This window comes from Pseudoteredinibacter isoporae, from assembly GCF_011602085.1.
GTDB lineage: Bacteria > Pseudomonadota > Gammaproteobacteria > Pseudomonadales > Cellvibrionaceae > Pseudoteredinibacter > Pseudoteredinibacter isoporae.
This window is the reverse complement of the sequence record NZ_JAAONY010000001.1, coordinates 1,478,947-1,496,262: the sequence shown is the minus strand read 5'-3', so window position 1 is coordinate 1,496,262 and position 17,316 is coordinate 1,478,947. Positions and strand designations below refer to the sequence as shown.

Sequence of the window (17,316 nt, the reverse complement as noted above, 5' to 3'; positions counted from 1 at the left end):
GACGTCGAAAGACTACGAGAAACCGCTTAAGATAATGATTTTTAAGCGGTTTTTTTGTGCCTGTTGTTTTGTGCCGTTGCCTCTTGTGGTTTTTGTTAGCCTCAAAAATGGAGCGTGAGTGGAGCGCGCTTTTGATCCCTACGAAAAGCGCTCACCCTGTAAACCTCACCTTCTTGCCTATTCTTCATTGACCCCAACGACTTATTCTCCTAGCGGGTCTAAGCCTGCCAGCAGTTCTGGCAAACCAAGTTGCTCAGCAAAACTCATATTTCTCCGATGTGCTCTTTCGTGTATAGATGAGAGCTGAACCAGCTCCAAACGCTGAAATGCAATTGGCTCTCTGTGATTCGAGATAGACATAATTCGCTTCTCATCTCGAACCCAGTCGCCATTAACTGTCTCATAATAATCACCATCAAGGTTGATATGTGGATTAAATTTCTCTCCGACAAGATAGCAATAGAACTTGGTTGTTTTAACAACACCGTAGTTCGCTATTAAAGTGCAATACTTCGTCATCTGATTGATGTGATCAGTTATTTCTACATTTGGAGACTTAAACTCGATAATCAAACACTTTCCTTCACTAGCAAACAAATAGATATCTGGCCTCTTCTTAAGACTGACACCGAATGTACTTTTTAGCTCTGGGTCAACTTCATTAAGAAGTAACCTGCCATCCGGAAGTGCTATTTGGTCGAGATCAACATCAGAACAGCCTTCAAAATGCAAAAATTCCTCATCAAGAATCCATAGGTCATTCAATTGATTCTGTTTCTTTCTTTTAAATATGAGATCATGGATAAGTCCTTCTTTATCTTTAGATTTTCCCTTAGGCACTGGAGTTTTCTGATAGATCAACTCCTGATCCAATATCTTCTTCAATACATCTTTTACCATTTCCCTGCGAATTACATATTTACTTAGCTCTTCTTTGTTTTGTGAATCAACGAGATCAGAAAGTTCAGTTACCTTGGATCGCAAATCATCTTGATAACCCTCTTCCGTTGGGTTCAATTGGTTAAGGGTATCGTGAATCTTTTTAGCCTTGTACCCTTTATCTGCCAGCTTTTCTGATTGAGCCTTATACAGCTTTTTCGTTATCGTTTTCTCATCATCATTCAATTTAATCTTGGCAGAAAATGCCACATCTAAAGGTATACCATGAGCTTTTGCTATTGCCGCGACATTTTCTTGATGCTTTTCCTGAGAATCTATTATCCCTCTATAGATGCCAGGAATAGACTTGTATACCTCATCTTCAATTGACTCAATAAACAGATATTCGCTACTAACATCAAAAAATAAATCCTTGCTATTGAAGAGCTGCTCTTTTTCTTTGCGATTTGGAAGAGTAAAGCGATCAACCGAATGGTTAACACTGTCTGGGTTATCAAGCAGCTCTCCATAGAAGGCCGTGATATACCTTTTCCCGTCAAAACTGTCATCCTTGCCAATTTCATCAAACTTCACACTTTGTACCGGCACATCCTTACTGCAAAGAAAAATACCATTCCTTATAGACTCTTCTTCTGGGATGCTGAAATGTGCCCAATGAATCGTTTCACTCTTATCAGATAAAGTCTGCCACTCAGCTCGATTAGCATTGGCGTCCAGAATTTTATGGTAAGGAACTGAAATAGATCCCGTTTTTTCAGGCTGAGGAATATTGTCAGGCAGAATCACTCTTTCTGACTCTTCCTCGCCAGCCACCACATATTTGACTGTAATCGTAGGAACTTTAAGCTCTTCCTTCTGGCTATCCAGATAAAACCGAAGAATGAAATGCCTTTTAATGCTGGTTATTAGGTCATCTATCGAAAGGCCAGCATAATAGTTAGCGTCCGATTCATTTCCTCTAAATTGTTTCAAGTAGACTGTAGTTTTAATTCCAGCACCATCAGAAACACCACCGCAAGACTCCTCTGCGATAAAATTTGAGTTATTACACAGTAGCTTTCTATTCAGTTTTTCCCCATTCTCTTCATAAACACTATCGACTACTATTTGGTCAAATGCATGTAGGTACTGTAGACGCCCAGTACCTCTGTTATGAAAACCCTTGCTTTTATCAAAAAACTCTCGAAATCGCCTATAGTTTTCTTCATTGAATCCAGAGCCGTTATCAGAAAAACTTATTTGTTCAATCTGCCGCTCATCAGTGGTTAGCTTTTTATAGAACAGCATAACCGTAATCGAGTAATCATCATCTGAAGCTCGCTGAGTAAGCGATTCCAACGAGTTAGTGATAGCTTCAAAAATTGGAGTTAATGGATTTGATGATTTCTTAATCAAATCCATCGCACCACTCAGATTCATTAACGCATTGGTATCACTCATTTACGATCCCTTTATTAGAGTTGCAGCACCAATATCATACCAATATTCGCCTATAGTTCCGTCTTTGACTTTTTTCACGACCTCGTCAATAACGAATAACGGGACTAAAAACCATTCGCGGGGAGACACAGGCTTACCAAAGCGGTCTTTTATTTCAATATTCAGCTTTGAATCCTCGAAAAACCTATGAAGAAGTCTCTCTAACTTGCTGCGGTTTATATTGTAAAGTTCATAGGTGGCCACGATTTCAACATCCGCCATCAAGTAAGTCGGGTCATACTTTGCATTTGCTACCCGCTGATCTACCGCACTACCTGTCACACCAATTTTATGAATAAGCTCTCTATTCTCGGCAATAGCAGGGTGATCTGATTTACTCCTTAGAACATAGATAGTCCCGCTAGCCAGGTCATCTTCTTCAACCTCATCGTCGAATAGAGGCCCAAAGCTTGCATCAGTAATCCTTCTTCCTGATTCATCCTTGTAAAGCGCTCGCTGCAAAGAGCGCATTAACAAATCACTTTCAGTTCTATTTGAGTAAATCACCCTTAAACGTGCATCTTTCTCACCATTTGGTGCCTTAAATTCTTTACCAATTTCTGCAACGTAGGCTACAAGACCACCCAAAATGAAAAAATTTCCTTGCTCGATACTAGTATCCTGGCCAAATCGCAGCGTTTTTCTATTTCCACTATGAAGATCATCCTTAACTTGATTAAATAGTGGCTCAACACTTTCAAAGTCTTCACAAGGTGTACGATTGGCAATTTCCTCTGCCGCTTTCTTCTCGGCTTGTGACTTAACGTGCTTGAGGAAAGTAACATCTCCTTCTTTCGGCGCATCTATCCCTAACTCTGCCAGAAGCTCCTTATCAGTTTTATATTCAGCAGGCGGTTCGGCCACTTTAAGGTCACCAGACAAAAGACCCTGATAGTCCATATCCTCTACCAAGGCACGACACTCCTCCTGTTTACCTATTTGATCAAGCCTTGTAGCGTACAGGCGCTCAAAGATATCCTTATACTCACCATGCTCAGGTACGTGACCATTTTCATCAACAAAGCGCTGAATCTCTTCAAAACCAGCGATGATCCGCTCCTCTTTAGGTGTTCTGACCGCCTTCTTTTCCTGCTTTATCTCAACACCTAGCTCTTCTAATAGCTCTCTGTTGGACCTACCTTGACTAGAAGTATTAGCCATGACTTTCCTCCATTACTCTTCTTTGGAGAAAGGCAATCCCTTCAGCCATACGGCGTTCCCATGGATCTGCGGACGTAATATCGGGCAAACGGCCACGCTCTCGCTTAAACTGGACAGCACGAGTAGCAAGCTCTCGTGCCTCTTCTTCGGTCAACTGCACTTTCTTGGAATTTATAACGGCTTTGACTTGCTTTAAGCTCTCCTCATCCATTGCTTTCGCAAGGATTGCGTAGGCTTCACTGAACGGGTTGATCCGGTCAATCAAATCAATATCCAGCTCCCGCACATCCATAGCAAATTTCCTAACACCATCTACGAACGCAGTATTGGCAGAAATTTCACCACTATCATCCTGATTAGCAATGTCCTTTGCCTGCTGCGTCAGGTTTAATGCGGCGATAGCGTGCTGCCGGACTGCTTCTTGATCTTCAGTGTCCAGCTCTGGATATTTGTCTTTCACAATTTTGCCCATTCGCAGCTGAGTTAGCTCTTCGGGTACAACCTCTTCATCAAACAGCCCCCGCTCAAGTGCTGTCTTGTCCTGAACAAAAGCCGTGATAACTTCATTCAGGTCTTCCTGACATACCCGCTTGGCATTATCGCTTTTCGGCTCTGCAAGTCCTTTAATTTCAATCTGGAACTGGCCTGTTTCTTCATTAAAGCCAACATTACTTCCATTCGGGTCATACCCGTTTTCACCGTAATCAAAGCCCTCTTGAGGGCCACTTGTAGGCGTTTTAGGGGTAAAGTTAAATTTTGGCGTTAACACCTGCTCCATCAACAAACTCGCAGCTATTGCTTTGAGCGTATCGTTCACAGCATCCGTAACGGCTTCTTCTGAAGCATCAGGCTCGGCAATGAGATTTGTAAACCTCGCTCTTGTCTTTCCTTCAGCATCACGGGTGGCGCGGCCAATAATCTGTATGATCTCGGTGAGGCTAGACCTATACCCTACTGTCAGTGCATGTTCACACCAAATCCAGTCAAAACCCTCTTTGGCCATGCCAAGAGCGATAATCACATCAACAAAATCACGGTCCAACTTAGCTTCTGGCCGCTTTAATGCTGCTGACACCTTATCCCGCTTGGGGTCATCATCAACCAAATCAGCGACCTTAATCACTTTTCCTTGTTCTGTGCGGATCAACTGGAAGCCTGTATCTTCATCTGTACCTTCCCAGTCACCAAGAGCCGAAAATATCCGCTCAACCTCACCGTATTTGTCCTTCTGGCTCTCACGGGAATTGACATTAGGTATGTGGAGTATGGTTTTCTCTGAAGGATCAAGAACTTCTGTAATTTCTTTGGTGTAATCACCACTTGAATAGAAGAAGTAACCAATATCCAAGGTCTTCAGGTATTCATATCCGTTTAACTGCTCATAATAGGTATAGGTAACAGTCTCGAACCTGGACTCATCCTCAGGAGACAGTACAGCCTCGGCATCACCCCTGAAATAAGAACCTGTCATAGCCACCAGATGCACTTTGTCCCGCGCTATAAACTCACTCAAATGCGCCCCAAGTTTGTTGTCTGGATTAGCGCTCACATGATGAAATTCATCAACAGCAATCAGGCAGTTATCAAAGGCAGGAACACCAAACTTATCCACGGCAAAACGGAAGGTTGCATGAGTACAAACTAATATGGGGTCATCGATATCAAGAAAAGCCTTGACAGAGTTGACCTTACCGCCATCTTCACCCGGAGCATTACATAAATTCCACTTGGGTGTTACTTCCCAGTCCCAGTAAAATCCACAGTTAGACAAAGGTTCATTATTAAAGCTGGCACCGATAGTCTTTTCTGGCACAACAATGATCGTCTTTTTAACCCCTTGGTTATTAAGCTTATCCAGAGCAATAAACATTAAGGCTCGGCTCTTGCCGGATGCGGGCGGAGACTTAATCAACAGATATTGCTCACCACGCTTTTCATAGGCGCGTTCCTGCATGACTCGCATACCCAGCTCATTGGACTTTTTTGAGCTTCCGTTTCTTGCGTAATTAACCGTTACTGAGGGGGTTGCCTTATGTTCCGTCATTTTCGGGATACCTTCTTCTTAGAACCGGGGTTTGTATTGGTCATTTTGGTGTAGAGGCCAAACAGCTTTTCAAGCCGTTCGGTGTCATTTTTAAAACGCCGACCAATATAAATACGCTCTAGCACTTCATCATTGCGATCATGCGCTCTTCGTAAGTCTTCAGGCATTTCTTCGGGATTGTAGAGATCGGCTATTGTTGCTGGAAAATGTGCCTCTCTAGCTAATAGAATATCTTCAGCACACTTAATCAAGTCTTCTTTGTTTTTTTCGGTAAGTACAGGGACAGGGAAAGTATTCCAGCCTAATTTATTACCATAAGAAAAATCAGTTCGTAATCTAGAGCATACCGTACCAATCCAGATCAAATGCAAACGAGATACTATTAGGGAGAAATTCCATAATGGACAATCATAAAGGGCATAGCATTTGTCGCCTATTATTGGCCCGGATGCGAAATAGTCAGCCGGAAGGTATGGTCTATTTTCAGAAGAAACGCGAGGCACAATAATTGCCCTATTCCCTTGCCCAGCGGTTTTTTGGACAAAGCGGTGTGGCAAAGAAGCATATTTCCGGGTAGATGAAGCTTTACTTGACGCTCTAAAACTCTCAACTTTTTTGAAGATTTCTGAAATAGCATAATTGCTGGCCGCTTCTTCAACCTCTTCATCCTCCACCCATAAACAAGTCCGGGGTTTCGCATGAATTAATTCTTCTGACCCATAGAAATTTCTTATGAATCTAGGCGGTACATCTCTCTTACGAATTAACTCTCGACCAACTTCCTGACTCATAATTAAATTACCTCCGTCTTTCGGCATATTCCCTAAATACATCGGAGATATTTTTGAGAGTGGATCATTTTCTTTCTTTACAACTACACTGCTATTTGGGACAAGGTATGGACCTATTTCATCTACGTCCCTTAGCTCATTCTCAAAAAACAGCTTGCATCTTTTATGCTTTTGATTAGGTGAAATAGCTACTATAACTACAGTCACCCCAGCTTTATCAGTTGCCAAATTCGACCACTTAAAAGATGTTTGTGCAAAGTGAATACTTAAACCTTCTGAGAAGATTACAGGCCACAATAGGGCGACTTGCTCACCTTGGCATATTGAGTTCGTAGCAACTAACGCCGCATCAGCATCAGTTACTTTGCAATACTGAGCAGACTTAACGAACCAATTTGCCACATAATCGAGGGAAGCAAAAGATCCGGAATATTTGCTAAACACCGCCTCGGTATCTTTTTTTTCCGCTTTCTCTTGTCTATTACGACCTTTGTAGGGAGGATTACCACAGATATAGGTCTCCCCACCTTCATTCTCAAAATCTATTTCTACTTGATCTAGCGCCGTATCAAACAGATCATCCGCTGATACTTTTACATCTGTTCCAGTGGGCGGACAAATCTTTAACCAATCCAGTCGTAAAGCGTTACCACATATAATCCAGTTCATCGCATTAAGCGGCAAGAATTCATCTAAAGCCTCCTTTTGCCCACGATAAAGCACATCACACTGATACTCAGCGATAATGAGAGCAAGCCTAGCAATTTCAGCAGGAAAGTCTCGAAGCTCTATTCCCCGGAAATTTGTGAGAGGTATATCCGTTTTTCTGTCTGGTTCGCCCCGACGATCATTGATCTCCGCTTCAATTTCTCTCATTTCTTTATATGAAATAACAAGAAAATTACCTGAACCACAGGCGGGGTCAAAGACACGTATTTTGGCCAAACGTTTACGAAGATTTAGAAGCTTTTGGGGACTGTCTCCCGCCTCCTCAAGCTTTGATCTAAGATCTTCAAGAAACAAGGGGTTAAGGACTTTAAGGATGTTCGGAACAGACGTGTAATGCAGGCCAAGAGCGCCCCGTTCTTCTTCATCAGTGACAGCCTGTATCATTGAACCGAAAATATCAGGATTGATCTTTGTCCAATCCAGATAACCGATATTGACAAGAAATCTAAGCGCAATTTTACTGAAGCGCGGTACATCTGTATTACCAGAGAACAAACCACCATTCACGTATGGAAACGCATCAGCCCAACGCGGCAAGCCAACTTTTTCTCTATCATCATTGGCTGTGTCCATGGCACGAAAGATTTCACTCATAATCTCGTGAGTGTTAGATGAATCTCGTTCGCTCATTTGCTCAACGGTTTTCGTAAACAGTCCTTCTCCACGAAAAATGTCGGTATCTTCCGCAAAGAAGCAGAAAATAAGTCGCGCCATAAAATGGTTCATATCATGGCGGCGTTCTTCTGCTCCCCATTCAGGGTTGTCCTTTAGCAATTCAATGTAAAGGCGATTTAAGCGACCTGTCGCCTTAATATCGAAAGAGCTTTCACGAATTTGCTTTACAGTGGTAATCCCCGCCAATGGCAGAAAATAACCAAAATGGTCTGGAAAGTCTTTATAGCTGCAAACAACAGGTGGCTCATCCGAGGTTAAGTCTTCTGCCTGAAAGTCCTCACCATCGGTAGCAAGAAGAAACTTAGCCTTACCTTTCTTGGTGGCAGGACTTTCTTTGAGCAGGTTTAATGTGTCTGATACCTTGCCTTGGTCACATACCGCTATATGGATGTGGTTGCGCTGTAGCACGCCACCTTCAATGTCTGACGAATTGGTGTTTCCGCTCCTAAGACGCTTAATCGTGGCTGGTTTGTTACCGAAAGCCTCCAAGAAGGCATAAGGAAAATTGGCCGAGTCAAATTCTTGCTCAACTACGAGGGATATTGCTTCTTCTATTTCAACAGCGTTCAATGAAAATCACCCTTCCTGCCCATTCTTACCATTATCCGTCTTCTGACTTTCTATCCAGCTCTGGACATCTTCTCGCTTGAAACGCCAGCTCCCCCCGACTTTGAATCCGGGTAACTTACCCTCAGCGGCTAACCTATAGGCAGTCTTCTCTGCCAATTTCAGGTATTCAGCGACCTCCTTCAAGGTCAAAATTTCGTCATTCATTCTGTTACCCACCCAAACAGTAGCTGAGAGAATAAGGGAAAATTGAGGAATCAACAATACCCGGTTCAAGGAGGAACGCAGCCGCTTGCGGCGAGTAGTCCTTGAACCGGGGGTCTTCTATACCTTGTCGTGGATGGGGCAGTTCGCCGGCCCATCTGCCTCCCGGCGAGGGTGGGAGGGCCTGCGGCCAGGGCGAAGCCCTTGGAGCAGAATGTCTGGATTTCCGCTTTTGCGGAAATGACAACTGCGGCTTTAACGACCGAGGTAGGTGGCGGTGATCTGTTCGCGGGTATGACCCATCTCTTTGGAGATAATGAGTCTGGCGTTAAGATCTATTTGCTTTTGTTCTGTGGTGAGTTGCTTGCTGGTGGGCCCCTGATTGGCTGGAGCCAGCCAGCCGGTGAGCTCTTGGTAGCGTATTTGAGCATACGAGTGACGGAGGCCATGCATTTTGCATAGGCCTGCTTTTGCGGTTTGTTTTTCGTACCGTCGCATTTGCTGAGCATAAGATAGCTGACTGGGGATTAGGGAGCCTTTGCCTGCTAATTGATGTGCTTTATTGAGCGTAGCTCTTTGGCATTCGGTTCTGATCGGAATCGTTCGCTCCCGGCCGCCTTTACACCAAGTGGATTTGAGTCGAATGTGGTCTTGCTGATCAGCGTATGACGGGGTGAACTTGATTGACTCTTCCCTTCTGAGCCCAAAGGCTGCTTGAAGCTCTAGACTCATTCGAATATGGGGATCGGTGATTGAGTTAAGCTTTTGCTGATCTAGACTTTGGGCCTTTGACGTTTTAGCAACCATGACTCGGCTGCCTATCTCGTAGTGTTCGTTGTTTTGGGCGACAACCTGTGGCTTTCCTGCTTTGTTTGCCCACCAGCGCAGCACTGAGATTCTGTTTTTTAGTGTTCCTACAGACAGGCCTTCTTGTTTGTATTGGCTGATGAGGGCTTCTACGTGTTTTTGCTTAATGGATTTGGCCTGCATACCTCGGAATCCAAGCTTATGCAGATCTTCCGCCATTTTTTGTAGCATCTTGTGGCGGTTGCTTTGTGTTGCATAGCTCCCCTCTCGATTCGCTTTACACAGTTGTTTTAGCTGGAAGTTTAACTTACGCACTGTGGTATCTCTGGATATCGAAAATTACAGTGTGAAAGGTTTATTCCCTGTATGGCTTTAGTTTTCTTTCCCTAGAGTTGGATAAATAAAATTCCTGATTTTCATTTCTACGATGCGATGAGTTTTAGCAGCAGGCTTATCGGTGTTTGACTGATTGGTTAGTGTTAATGGCTGCTTTGCAGTAATGAGCTGCAAAGGGCAAAGCGAATTGCTTGGCCTTAAAGCCTAGGGGCACCACTCCCTTTCGTACCGGTGAAGTACCAATAGGTTTTACCTAGTGGATACTTAAGCGGCATGTTGCTGCTATCTATATTTTGATATTTCTCCTTTTGGATTTCTGAAAATGCCTTCCCCCAGTTATTTACCAAGGAAAGACGCTTGCGGGTTATGGCTCCTTGTTAGGAGAGATATAAGCCCTATTGCCTTAGAGGCATTTGCTATTGAAAGTGCAATAGCCACACATGAAATTATTGCTTGGAAGTATCTTAGGATAATGAAGTGAGTTTATTGCGGATAATCCTTACAGCACTTCTGGAAAGTAGGCTCTAGGCCTTATGGAGATTGAGATTAGGTACCGCGTCACTACGCTTTTGTAGTGACGCGGGTTAGGTAGATTTCACATCTGCCCCTATGACTTTATAGGCAATCAGTTTATTCGATCACAAATATACGCTACTGATTTTCTGACTTGTAGAACTCGAATAGTTTCGAAGGATGAATTCTTAGAGCATCGGCGAATCGACATATATTCACCAGGCTGACATTGCGTTCGCCACGTTCAACACCGCTCACATAAGTACGATCGAAGTCAGCTGCATCCGCAAAGCTTTCTTGCGTATACCCCGCTTCTTTTCTTAGCTCTCGCAAGTATGCCCCGAATTCAGGGCATGGGTATGGTTTTTTCTCTTTTGGCATATTTCCCCCAGTGGGGCACATACTCTTCTTATGTGACTCATCATCCAACGGACTATGAGTCGCTTTTTAATCAAATTGAGATATAATGATGCCTATAAGTCACATTTTTATGCGTGACCTATCTAAAACCGACTGAATTCAAGGAGTTAGGGGAAATATGGACATTAGCTCATCAGATACCAGGGAAGCTGAAGCCCCTTTGCCGCTCCACCCGTTTTTTAGCAAATCCAGCAGCCCTGCGAGTCTTACTGACTGCTTAGACGCAATAGACCGAGCCAACTCAGTGGTTGAGATGATCAATAGCTTAGAACTCGGCGATCAGAATGGCGGTTTATCGGAAAGAGCCATGTTTGGCTATTACTGGGTCAACTCACTGGTACAGAGCGCATTAACGTACATAAGCATTCGTCTCAATGAGCTCCACCTGGAATTTGATCAGCAGGCACAGGCGCAATCGTTAGTGTCCGGTGTTGTTCAGGTCTTGGAATCTATGGAGGAACCTCATCAGGACCAGCTTTTAAGCCGTGTTGCACAGCATATGGGAATGGAGGTCTCAGAGCTGTTCGATACGTTAAAGGACATATCCGGTGACTAAGGGACTACTACACCATAGAAAGCAGCCTCTAAGGGGCGCTGCCCCTCGCGCATGGCAAGTGCAAGGCTTCGCGCTTCCTCACCCGTTCAGACTCCTCCGCTATCGCTTCGTCACTTAGCTGCGGCTTCCGGTGAGCCACTGGCCATTTGCTACCCCCGCGCTTCGCCAGCGAGTCACGAGCGCAGGACGCAGGCGCTGCGCTCCTAGATTTAATCAGTGACTTGGAATTTTTCCTGGGTCATTGGAAGGTGAATAGTCGTTGTTTGTTATTTTTCGTCTCATAGTGTCCCTGAATTTTTCAAGCGAACGAGGAATACATTATGGCCGAAGGTAACGAGAAACTTTTCCCACGTATTAAATGGGTCAAGATAAAGCAATGGTGTGAACTGTCTGGCGATACAAACCATGCTGTCCATGCCCGGCGTAAGAAAGGGATTTGGCTTGACGGTGTTCACTGCCAGGTAAGGGGACGCGTTCTTTGGATCAACATAGAGGAAGTAGAACAATGGGTGGAACAAGGTCTGAAAAACTGTCGCGCGGCGTCAGGATAAGGATTTATTCAAGCGGAAAAGAATCTATTGAGATTCAGTTTCAATACAAAGGTGTCACTTGTAAAGAAGTCTTATCAGGGCTTAACGCTCGTCGCAAAAACGATCAGCGTTACGCTATCAATCTAAAAGCTGAGGTTGAAAACCTGATTGAACGAGGCACGTTTCTTTACTCTGACTATTTTCCAAACTCGAAGCGTGCAGCCATATTCGGTGAAGCCAAGTCTGACGATACAATTAAATCGTTACTAACAGACTGGCTAATCGATATTGAACGTACTCACCCACAGAGCACGTACCGCTGTTACCGGAAAAGCTGTCAAGCACATCTCATTCCCCACTTTGGCCACATCAAGGCACGTGAGCTGAGTGCACAACAGATACGTGATTGGATTCGCAACCGTTCAGGAACGTTAAAAAGCATTCGTAACGATCTTACGCCGTTACGCGCAGTACTGGATCAAGCGCTCAATGACGACATCATCGAGCGAAACCCTCTTGATAAGATCAAAGTAAGCAAGCTGGTCTCTCGGTCCCAATCTAAAAGTAACTATAAGGTCGATCCTTTTACTCAGCAGGAAATCGACCGTGTTCTGAGGGCGGCTAAAGAAAACGACCCTAGAGTCGCCAACTTCTTGCAATTTGCCTTCTTCACAGGGCTTAGAACGTCTGAGCTGTTTGGGCTTCAATGGAAAGATATAGACTTTAAAAATGGCGTCGCACACATTCAACGAGCGGTCGTCGAAAGGGAGTTAAAAGAAACAAAGACGCAAGCTGGAAATCGTTTTGTCATACTTTTACCCAGTGCCTTAGAAGCAATCAACGATCAAAAACGATACCAATCAGAAGGCAACGGATTTGTCTTTGTACGCCCACAGTACAAAGGGAGGTTTATCGATTATGAACACCTTGAACGACTATGGAAGAACGTTCTTGAACGTTCCGCTGTCCGTTACCGTAACCCGTATCAAACGCGACATACCTATGCGAGCCAATTACTCTCTGGTGGAGAGAACCCTCTATTTGTCGCTGAGCAAATGGGGCATAAAACGACTGAAATGATTATGCGACACTACGGACGCTGGGTGGAGCAAAGCCCTGATGAGAAACGGCATGTTTTTGTATCGAAATTTGGGCAATAACAACAACGTATTTCTAATCTGGCTCTTTTGTCTGCAAGGTGAAACCAATAATTCGCCTCTCTCTACCCTCACGCAATTCGTGAACACATAAATAGGCTGGGGATACGCCTGTTAGCACAACCAACATGTCATTGAGTAGGGTTGGAGGAACATGCAAAGACCCCATCCAGTTGCGTTTTCCCATATTCCTATCGATTAACCCAATATCTTTAGGGGGCTCATAGACTTCCTCTGACAGCCCCCTTACCTTTCGGTACATGACGCTTCCATCTTTATTGCGTGCCGCATAATCCCCGAGGACCGACGAAAAGTCTTCAAATCGAGATTCATACCCATAAACCATGAAGGTATAAACAGCCCCGGCCAACTCCTCTGGTTCGATACAGGTACTTGTCAATTCAATAGTCGAATAAAAATTATAAATTTTATTCTTAGGCGCCCAAAAGCGTGGATTAAGAATATCAGAGCTTATTCCCGCCATAACACTGGCGTTAAATCTATCGACTCTAAAATCCCAATGGATGTGTTTTGATTTAGGTGCAGTTTTCCTAGGCATACTAGAACCGTGCTCTTTAAATCAGCACAAGGCAGATAGACAAAACTTGACCTGATCAAATGTCGACAGCGTCGACAAATCATCATCTTATATCGATAAAACCCAATAATATCGACACGTGCCTGCATTCAAAAATGCATAAATATCAATCAGTCACATAGACGCATCATGCGATATTTCGAGTCCCAAGTCGAGCAAGCAGCCGCGTCAGGACACTAGTCGACAGGCCAATAAATTCGCACCAGCGGTACAAGGGCACGCCCTTCAAGATCAAAGCTTTCATAATGACTAACAATCAAGTCAGCAAGATCATCAAGATCAACCAAGGTAAGCGGGAAAGTAGAGCGGTCAGCCTCGTATCGAGCTTCTCGACTAAAACCACCCGTACTAACGAACAAGCCTGAATCACCTTCTCTTAGCGCGCCAATAAAGCCTCGAATAGCAGGAGCTCCCATGGAACCTCCACGATGCTTTACTTCAGCCTTAATACGGGGCTGGGTCATGCCAAGGCCATCTGGTGAGGCAATAACATCTACACCACGATCTGGCCCCTTTGGGGATACTTTGGCTTTATACCCCATCGCCCGAAGGATACTGGCCACTAATTCTTCCATTTCATCAGGGAGAAGTGTTGCGATCTTGTCTTTAATCAACTCATGGCTTTGGGCAACCGTCTCATCTTTTAATTGTACGGATTCGGTTTCATCCACCTCATCACTTAAATCTGGTGCGGCAACTACCTTTCCTTCCAGTACAGCAAGGAAGGCCTCGATAACCTCCTGATTAATCGAAAAGAGCGTTAACGTTGAGCCAAGCGAGTTCTTTGCTTTTTTAGGTAGCTTATCGCGACTCACCTTGCCGACCCACTTCACCTTGCGAAGGTTGGGGTAGCTGCCTACAGTATCTGGCTGGTATAGATACTCACCTTGGTCCACTCCCAACAGATATTCTCTGGATTCAGGATTATAGCTAACGACATAATCATCGGCCTTTATCTGATCACGAAATTTGAGAATCATAGCAATCGCATTAGCAGTCGCAGATGGCTTATCGTTGCCATAAGCTTCAATATACTTGGCTCGCAGGCTATCATTACTTTTGTACTGACTGAGATCACCCAGTTTAGACCAGCCAATAGCAGCATAGCCCTTCTCAAAATCTTCAATGTAAGCACCCCCGCGCCCAGCACGGATCATCCAGCTATTTGACACTCTTTACTCCCTTATTCCCTTCATAAATTAAGTTTTAAAGATCTACCAACGGCCCCAACCCAGTTCAACCAAAACCACCCCTAGCGCCGATACAGCCAAATGCGCATCCTCGTCTGTGATTCTGCGAGTTCCTCTACCCCTCTCACCACTGGTTTTACGTCTAGTGTGAAACAGGTTGATAGTGTTGCTGAGATCTTTCGCTATGTACTTTTTTTGTTCTCCCAGCTGCTTACATAAAGAACCAAGGTCACTACCTGGTAGACAAAGATAGCTCCCCAGAACGGCTGTTGCAGCCTCTCGACAGCAATCCACAACTGACTCAGCACTAGCTGTATACATATCATCCACCACAATACTTAATTTTCTCTTGATGAGGGATAATTGCTCCTCTGGAATTTCTGCTTCAAGCAGCTCAGGCAAAAGACCATATACTGAAAGCGCCTTGAGTGTTAGCAGCTCTTCTCCTGTCGCCATCACTTCAATATCTACCAGCCTCCATACGCCGAAGCGCCTCTCATCGCCAAGCAAAGCATAAACTTCCTTCTGGCCTTGCTGATGATACTGCGCCCAAACCGAGGATTTTGCATAGGTTATAAGCTCTTTCGGAGACTCACCATTCAGCCCAATCCACCGATGAGGCTGGCTGTTCCAAGCACTGTAAATTCTTCCGCGACGGATACGGCTTTTGGGATCATAAAAATCTTCTCGAAAGACATAGCCTTCCGTGTCGTGACTAGTGTTAGGACCTACCTTCAGCTCCTCACGACTGGTTACCAGCTTGCAAGGCGAGATAATCGGGCTATTTACCTCTCTCCCATGGTAGGTGTCTCCTTCGAACACTTGCCCCGTTTGCCTATATATCCCTATCTTCATTTTTAACCTCCTTTTTTAGCCGGTCTCGAAATGATTACTGAAGGCATTAGGCCGCTGACTTAACAACCCAACCTCCAAGTATCCGCCAGCTGTAGCTGGCCCCCTGGCACTTCGCACTATCTACAATGACCTTCACTGTCGACAGGGCCCGAGAAATTCAGGGGGCATATTCTCAAATTTTAAAGGGATATAACAGTTAGAAAGTAGAGCTCTCCACGCCTGCAGTATTCGCCTTTAGATATCTTCGGATAAAAACCTCTAAAGAATACAATTGGGAATAAGCAGTCTGAAGCTCAATATAGCGAGGCTAGAAGAAATATCGTAGATCTAAAATTGCTGCTCACTAACCTAGAGAACAATTCTGGAGCTTTCTTGGAGCGAGAAAAAATGAAAACCCATAACCCATTGATTTTATTGGAAATTGTTAGATTAAAAATAAGATTCAAGTCCTCTCCTGGCACCATCTTCAAAAAAGCCGATCCTCGTGATCGGCTTTTTTTATGCCTGCTTGTCAGGGACAGCCTTGTGGAAACAGGGCTATCGTGCAAATCCTTTTGTATCTACTGCCAGTCTCTTCTATCAGCACACCCCGAAATACATTCAGGACCGATACAAATTCCCCTTTCCATCCGGCTGGGTCTTAAAGCGTCTGTGAGTCCACATGTATTGAGTGGGGGCTTTACGTATATTGCGCTCCAGAGCCTGATTGATCAGCTCGGCATCTTTTGCATCATCGCCACTTGGGAAACCTTCTGGAGGTGCTTCGAATTCCATGGTGTAGCGATCGCTGTTGTCATCTCGGCGATAGGACAACATCAGTACGGGGGAATCATTGAATTTCACCAGGCGACTGGTGGCCGTAATGGTGGCAGCGTTGACGCCAAAAAACGGGACATAAACGGAATGCTTTTCCCCATAATCCTGATCGGGCGGATACCAAACAACCTCATCGTTTTTCAGTGCTCGGATAACGGCACGCATATTGTCTCGGGGAATCACATCCTTAAGAATTTTCTGGCGCCCCTTCAAAATAAAGTGGTCCATTACTGGATTATTATTCGGGCGGTATATCACAGTGGCATCCGTCACCAATGAAATCAGAGCCGCCCCAAAATCCAAATGACTATAGTGAGCGCCGATCAAAATGACGCCCTTCCCTTTAGCTTTGGCTTGCTCTAAAAGCTCGGTGCCGTGGATGTCGACTTTTGAGTGAAACTTTTCTGAAGGATGATTAAAAGCATTGAAGGCTTCGACCATACCGAGAGCATTGTGGTAAAAAACGTCCTTTACGCGTTTTTGCTGCTCTTCCTCATTCCATTCGGGAAAACACATCTGCAGGTTTTTTCTAACAATGTTACGGCGCTTGCCTGCCAAATTGTAAAGCAGAAACCCCAAACCTTTTGCTACCCATTTCTGAAAGGGCCAGGGTAAGCGCACCAGTCCCCACATAGCGCCAATCAACAACCAGACCGGCCAGTATTTAGGATGATAAAAGTGTCTTGGCAGTTTGCTTTCCATATAAATCTGTCTCTCCTGTCCTATTGCTTGGGACAATTGTAAATCAAGAACAGGTAAATTAATAAATTAAGATTAAACAGAATACAGAAAGAAAACGAGGAATTGAGCTAAACAGGATAAATAAAGCGGCGGCTCGCAAGGGATAAGCTTATGCTATTGCGAGCTAAAGCATTTTTTTGCATCGGCTACTTGAGGCCGGCAACCGATAATAGAATCCGACTCCAAACCTTGAACGGTGTAAATGCTCATAAAAAGCGCCGGCCTGTCCATGGCTGGCGCTTAAAAC

At 44.5% G+C, this 17,316-nt stretch carries 14 protein-coding genes; 3 read left to right on the top strand and 11 right to left on the bottom strand.

Annotation, left to right across the window (positions count from 1 at the left end):
* Positions 1-201 precede the first annotated feature (201 nt).
* The 7 genes from G8768_RS06590 to G8768_RS06560 all read right to left on the bottom strand — a co-directional run bounded on the left by G8768_RS06590 (position 202) and on the right by G8768_RS06560 (position 10,587).
* Complete coding sequence (locus G8768_RS06590; RefSeq protein WP_166849603.1) at positions 202-2,340, bottom strand: type I restriction enzyme HsdR N-terminal domain-containing protein; 2,139 nt, start codon at positions 2,338-2,340, stop codon at positions 202-204.
* Positions 2,341-3,540, bottom strand: a complete 1,200-nt coding sequence (locus tag G8768_RS06585; RefSeq protein ID WP_166849606.1) for a GIY-YIG nuclease family protein — start codon at positions 3,538-3,540, stop codon at positions 2,341-2,343.
* Positions 3,533-5,584, bottom strand: coding sequence for a DEAD/DEAH box helicase (locus tag G8768_RS06580; protein ID WP_166849609.1), 2,052 nt, complete (start codon positions 5,582-5,584; stop codon positions 3,533-3,535). The genes G8768_RS06585 and G8768_RS06580 overlap by 8 nt, the downstream gene beginning before the upstream one ends.
* The gene (locus G8768_RS06575) at positions 5,581-8,349 is read right to left on the bottom strand and encodes a class I SAM-dependent DNA methyltransferase (protein WP_166849612.1); all 2,769 of its coding nucleotides are present in this window, start codon (positions 8,347-8,349) and stop codon (positions 5,581-5,583) included. The genes G8768_RS06580 and G8768_RS06575 overlap by 4 nt, the downstream gene beginning before the upstream one ends.
* Before the next feature lie 6 nt (positions 8,350-8,355).
* Positions 8,356-8,553 carry a methylation-associated defense system helix-turn-helix domain-containing protein MAD1 gene (gene mads1, locus G8768_RS06570; RefSeq protein WP_166849615.1) on the bottom strand — a complete coding sequence of 66 codons (198 nt, stop codon included), beginning with the start codon at positions 8,551-8,553 and terminating at the stop codon, positions 8,356-8,358.
* A gap of 252 nt (positions 8,554-8,805) precedes the next feature.
* Entirely contained in the window at positions 8,806-9,672 is an 867-nt protein-coding gene (locus tag G8768_RS21260; protein WP_166849619.1) for a phage integrase N-terminal domain-containing protein, read from the bottom strand.
* Positions 9,673-10,344: 672 nt separating this feature from the next.
* Positions 10,345-10,587 carry a helix-turn-helix domain-containing protein gene (locus G8768_RS06560; RefSeq protein ID WP_166849622.1) on the bottom strand — a complete coding sequence of 81 codons (243 nt, stop codon included), beginning with the start codon at positions 10,585-10,587 and terminating at the stop codon, positions 10,345-10,347.
* Between the two features lie 292 nt (positions 10,588-10,879).
* Between G8768_RS06560 and G8768_RS06555 the strand changes: the two genes are divergently transcribed.
* The 3 genes from G8768_RS06555 (at position 10,880) to G8768_RS06545 (ending at position 12,872) form a co-directional block, all read left to right on the top strand.
* The gene (locus G8768_RS06555; protein WP_166849625.1) at positions 10,880-11,182 is read left to right on the top strand and encodes a hypothetical protein; all 303 of its coding nucleotides are present in this window, start codon (positions 10,880-10,882) and stop codon (positions 11,180-11,182) included.
* 320 nt (positions 11,183-11,502) lie between these two features.
* Positions 11,503-11,733 carry a hypothetical protein gene (locus G8768_RS06550; RefSeq protein ID WP_208020084.1) on the top strand — a complete coding sequence of 77 codons (231 nt, stop codon included), beginning with the start codon at positions 11,503-11,505 and terminating at the stop codon, positions 11,731-11,733.
* Complete coding sequence (locus G8768_RS06545; RefSeq protein WP_166849628.1) at positions 11,688-12,872, top strand: tyrosine-type recombinase/integrase; 1,185 nt, start codon at positions 11,688-11,690, stop codon at positions 12,870-12,872. Before G8768_RS06550 ends, G8768_RS06545 begins: the two co-directional genes overlap by 46 nt.
* 13 nt (positions 12,873-12,885) lie before the next feature.
* Here the strand turns inward: G8768_RS06545 and G8768_RS06540 are convergent, their stop codons facing one another.
* The 4 genes from G8768_RS06540 to lpxL form a co-directional block, all read right to left on the bottom strand.
* Positions 12,886-13,428, bottom strand: coding sequence for a hypothetical protein (locus G8768_RS06540; RefSeq protein WP_166849630.1), 543 nt, complete (start codon positions 13,426-13,428; stop codon positions 12,886-12,888).
* Positions 13,429-13,643: 215 nt separating this feature from the next.
* Positions 13,644-14,639, bottom strand: a complete 996-nt coding sequence (locus G8768_RS06535; RefSeq protein WP_341800982.1) for a restriction endonuclease — start codon at positions 14,637-14,639, stop codon at positions 13,644-13,646.
* Positions 14,640-14,681: 42 nt separating this feature from the next.
* On the bottom strand, positions 14,682-15,512 hold the full coding sequence (locus G8768_RS06530; RefSeq protein ID WP_166849632.1) for a hypothetical protein: 831 nt from the start codon (positions 15,510-15,512) through the stop codon (positions 14,682-14,684).
* Positions 15,513-16,112: 600 nt separating this feature from the next.
* A complete protein-coding gene (gene lpxL / locus G8768_RS06525; RefSeq protein WP_166849634.1) occupies positions 16,113-17,030 on the bottom strand; it encodes an LpxL/LpxP family Kdo(2)-lipid IV(A) lauroyl/palmitoleoyl acyltransferase in 918 nt (305 codons plus the stop codon).
* Positions 17,031-17,316: the final 286 nt, after the last annotated feature.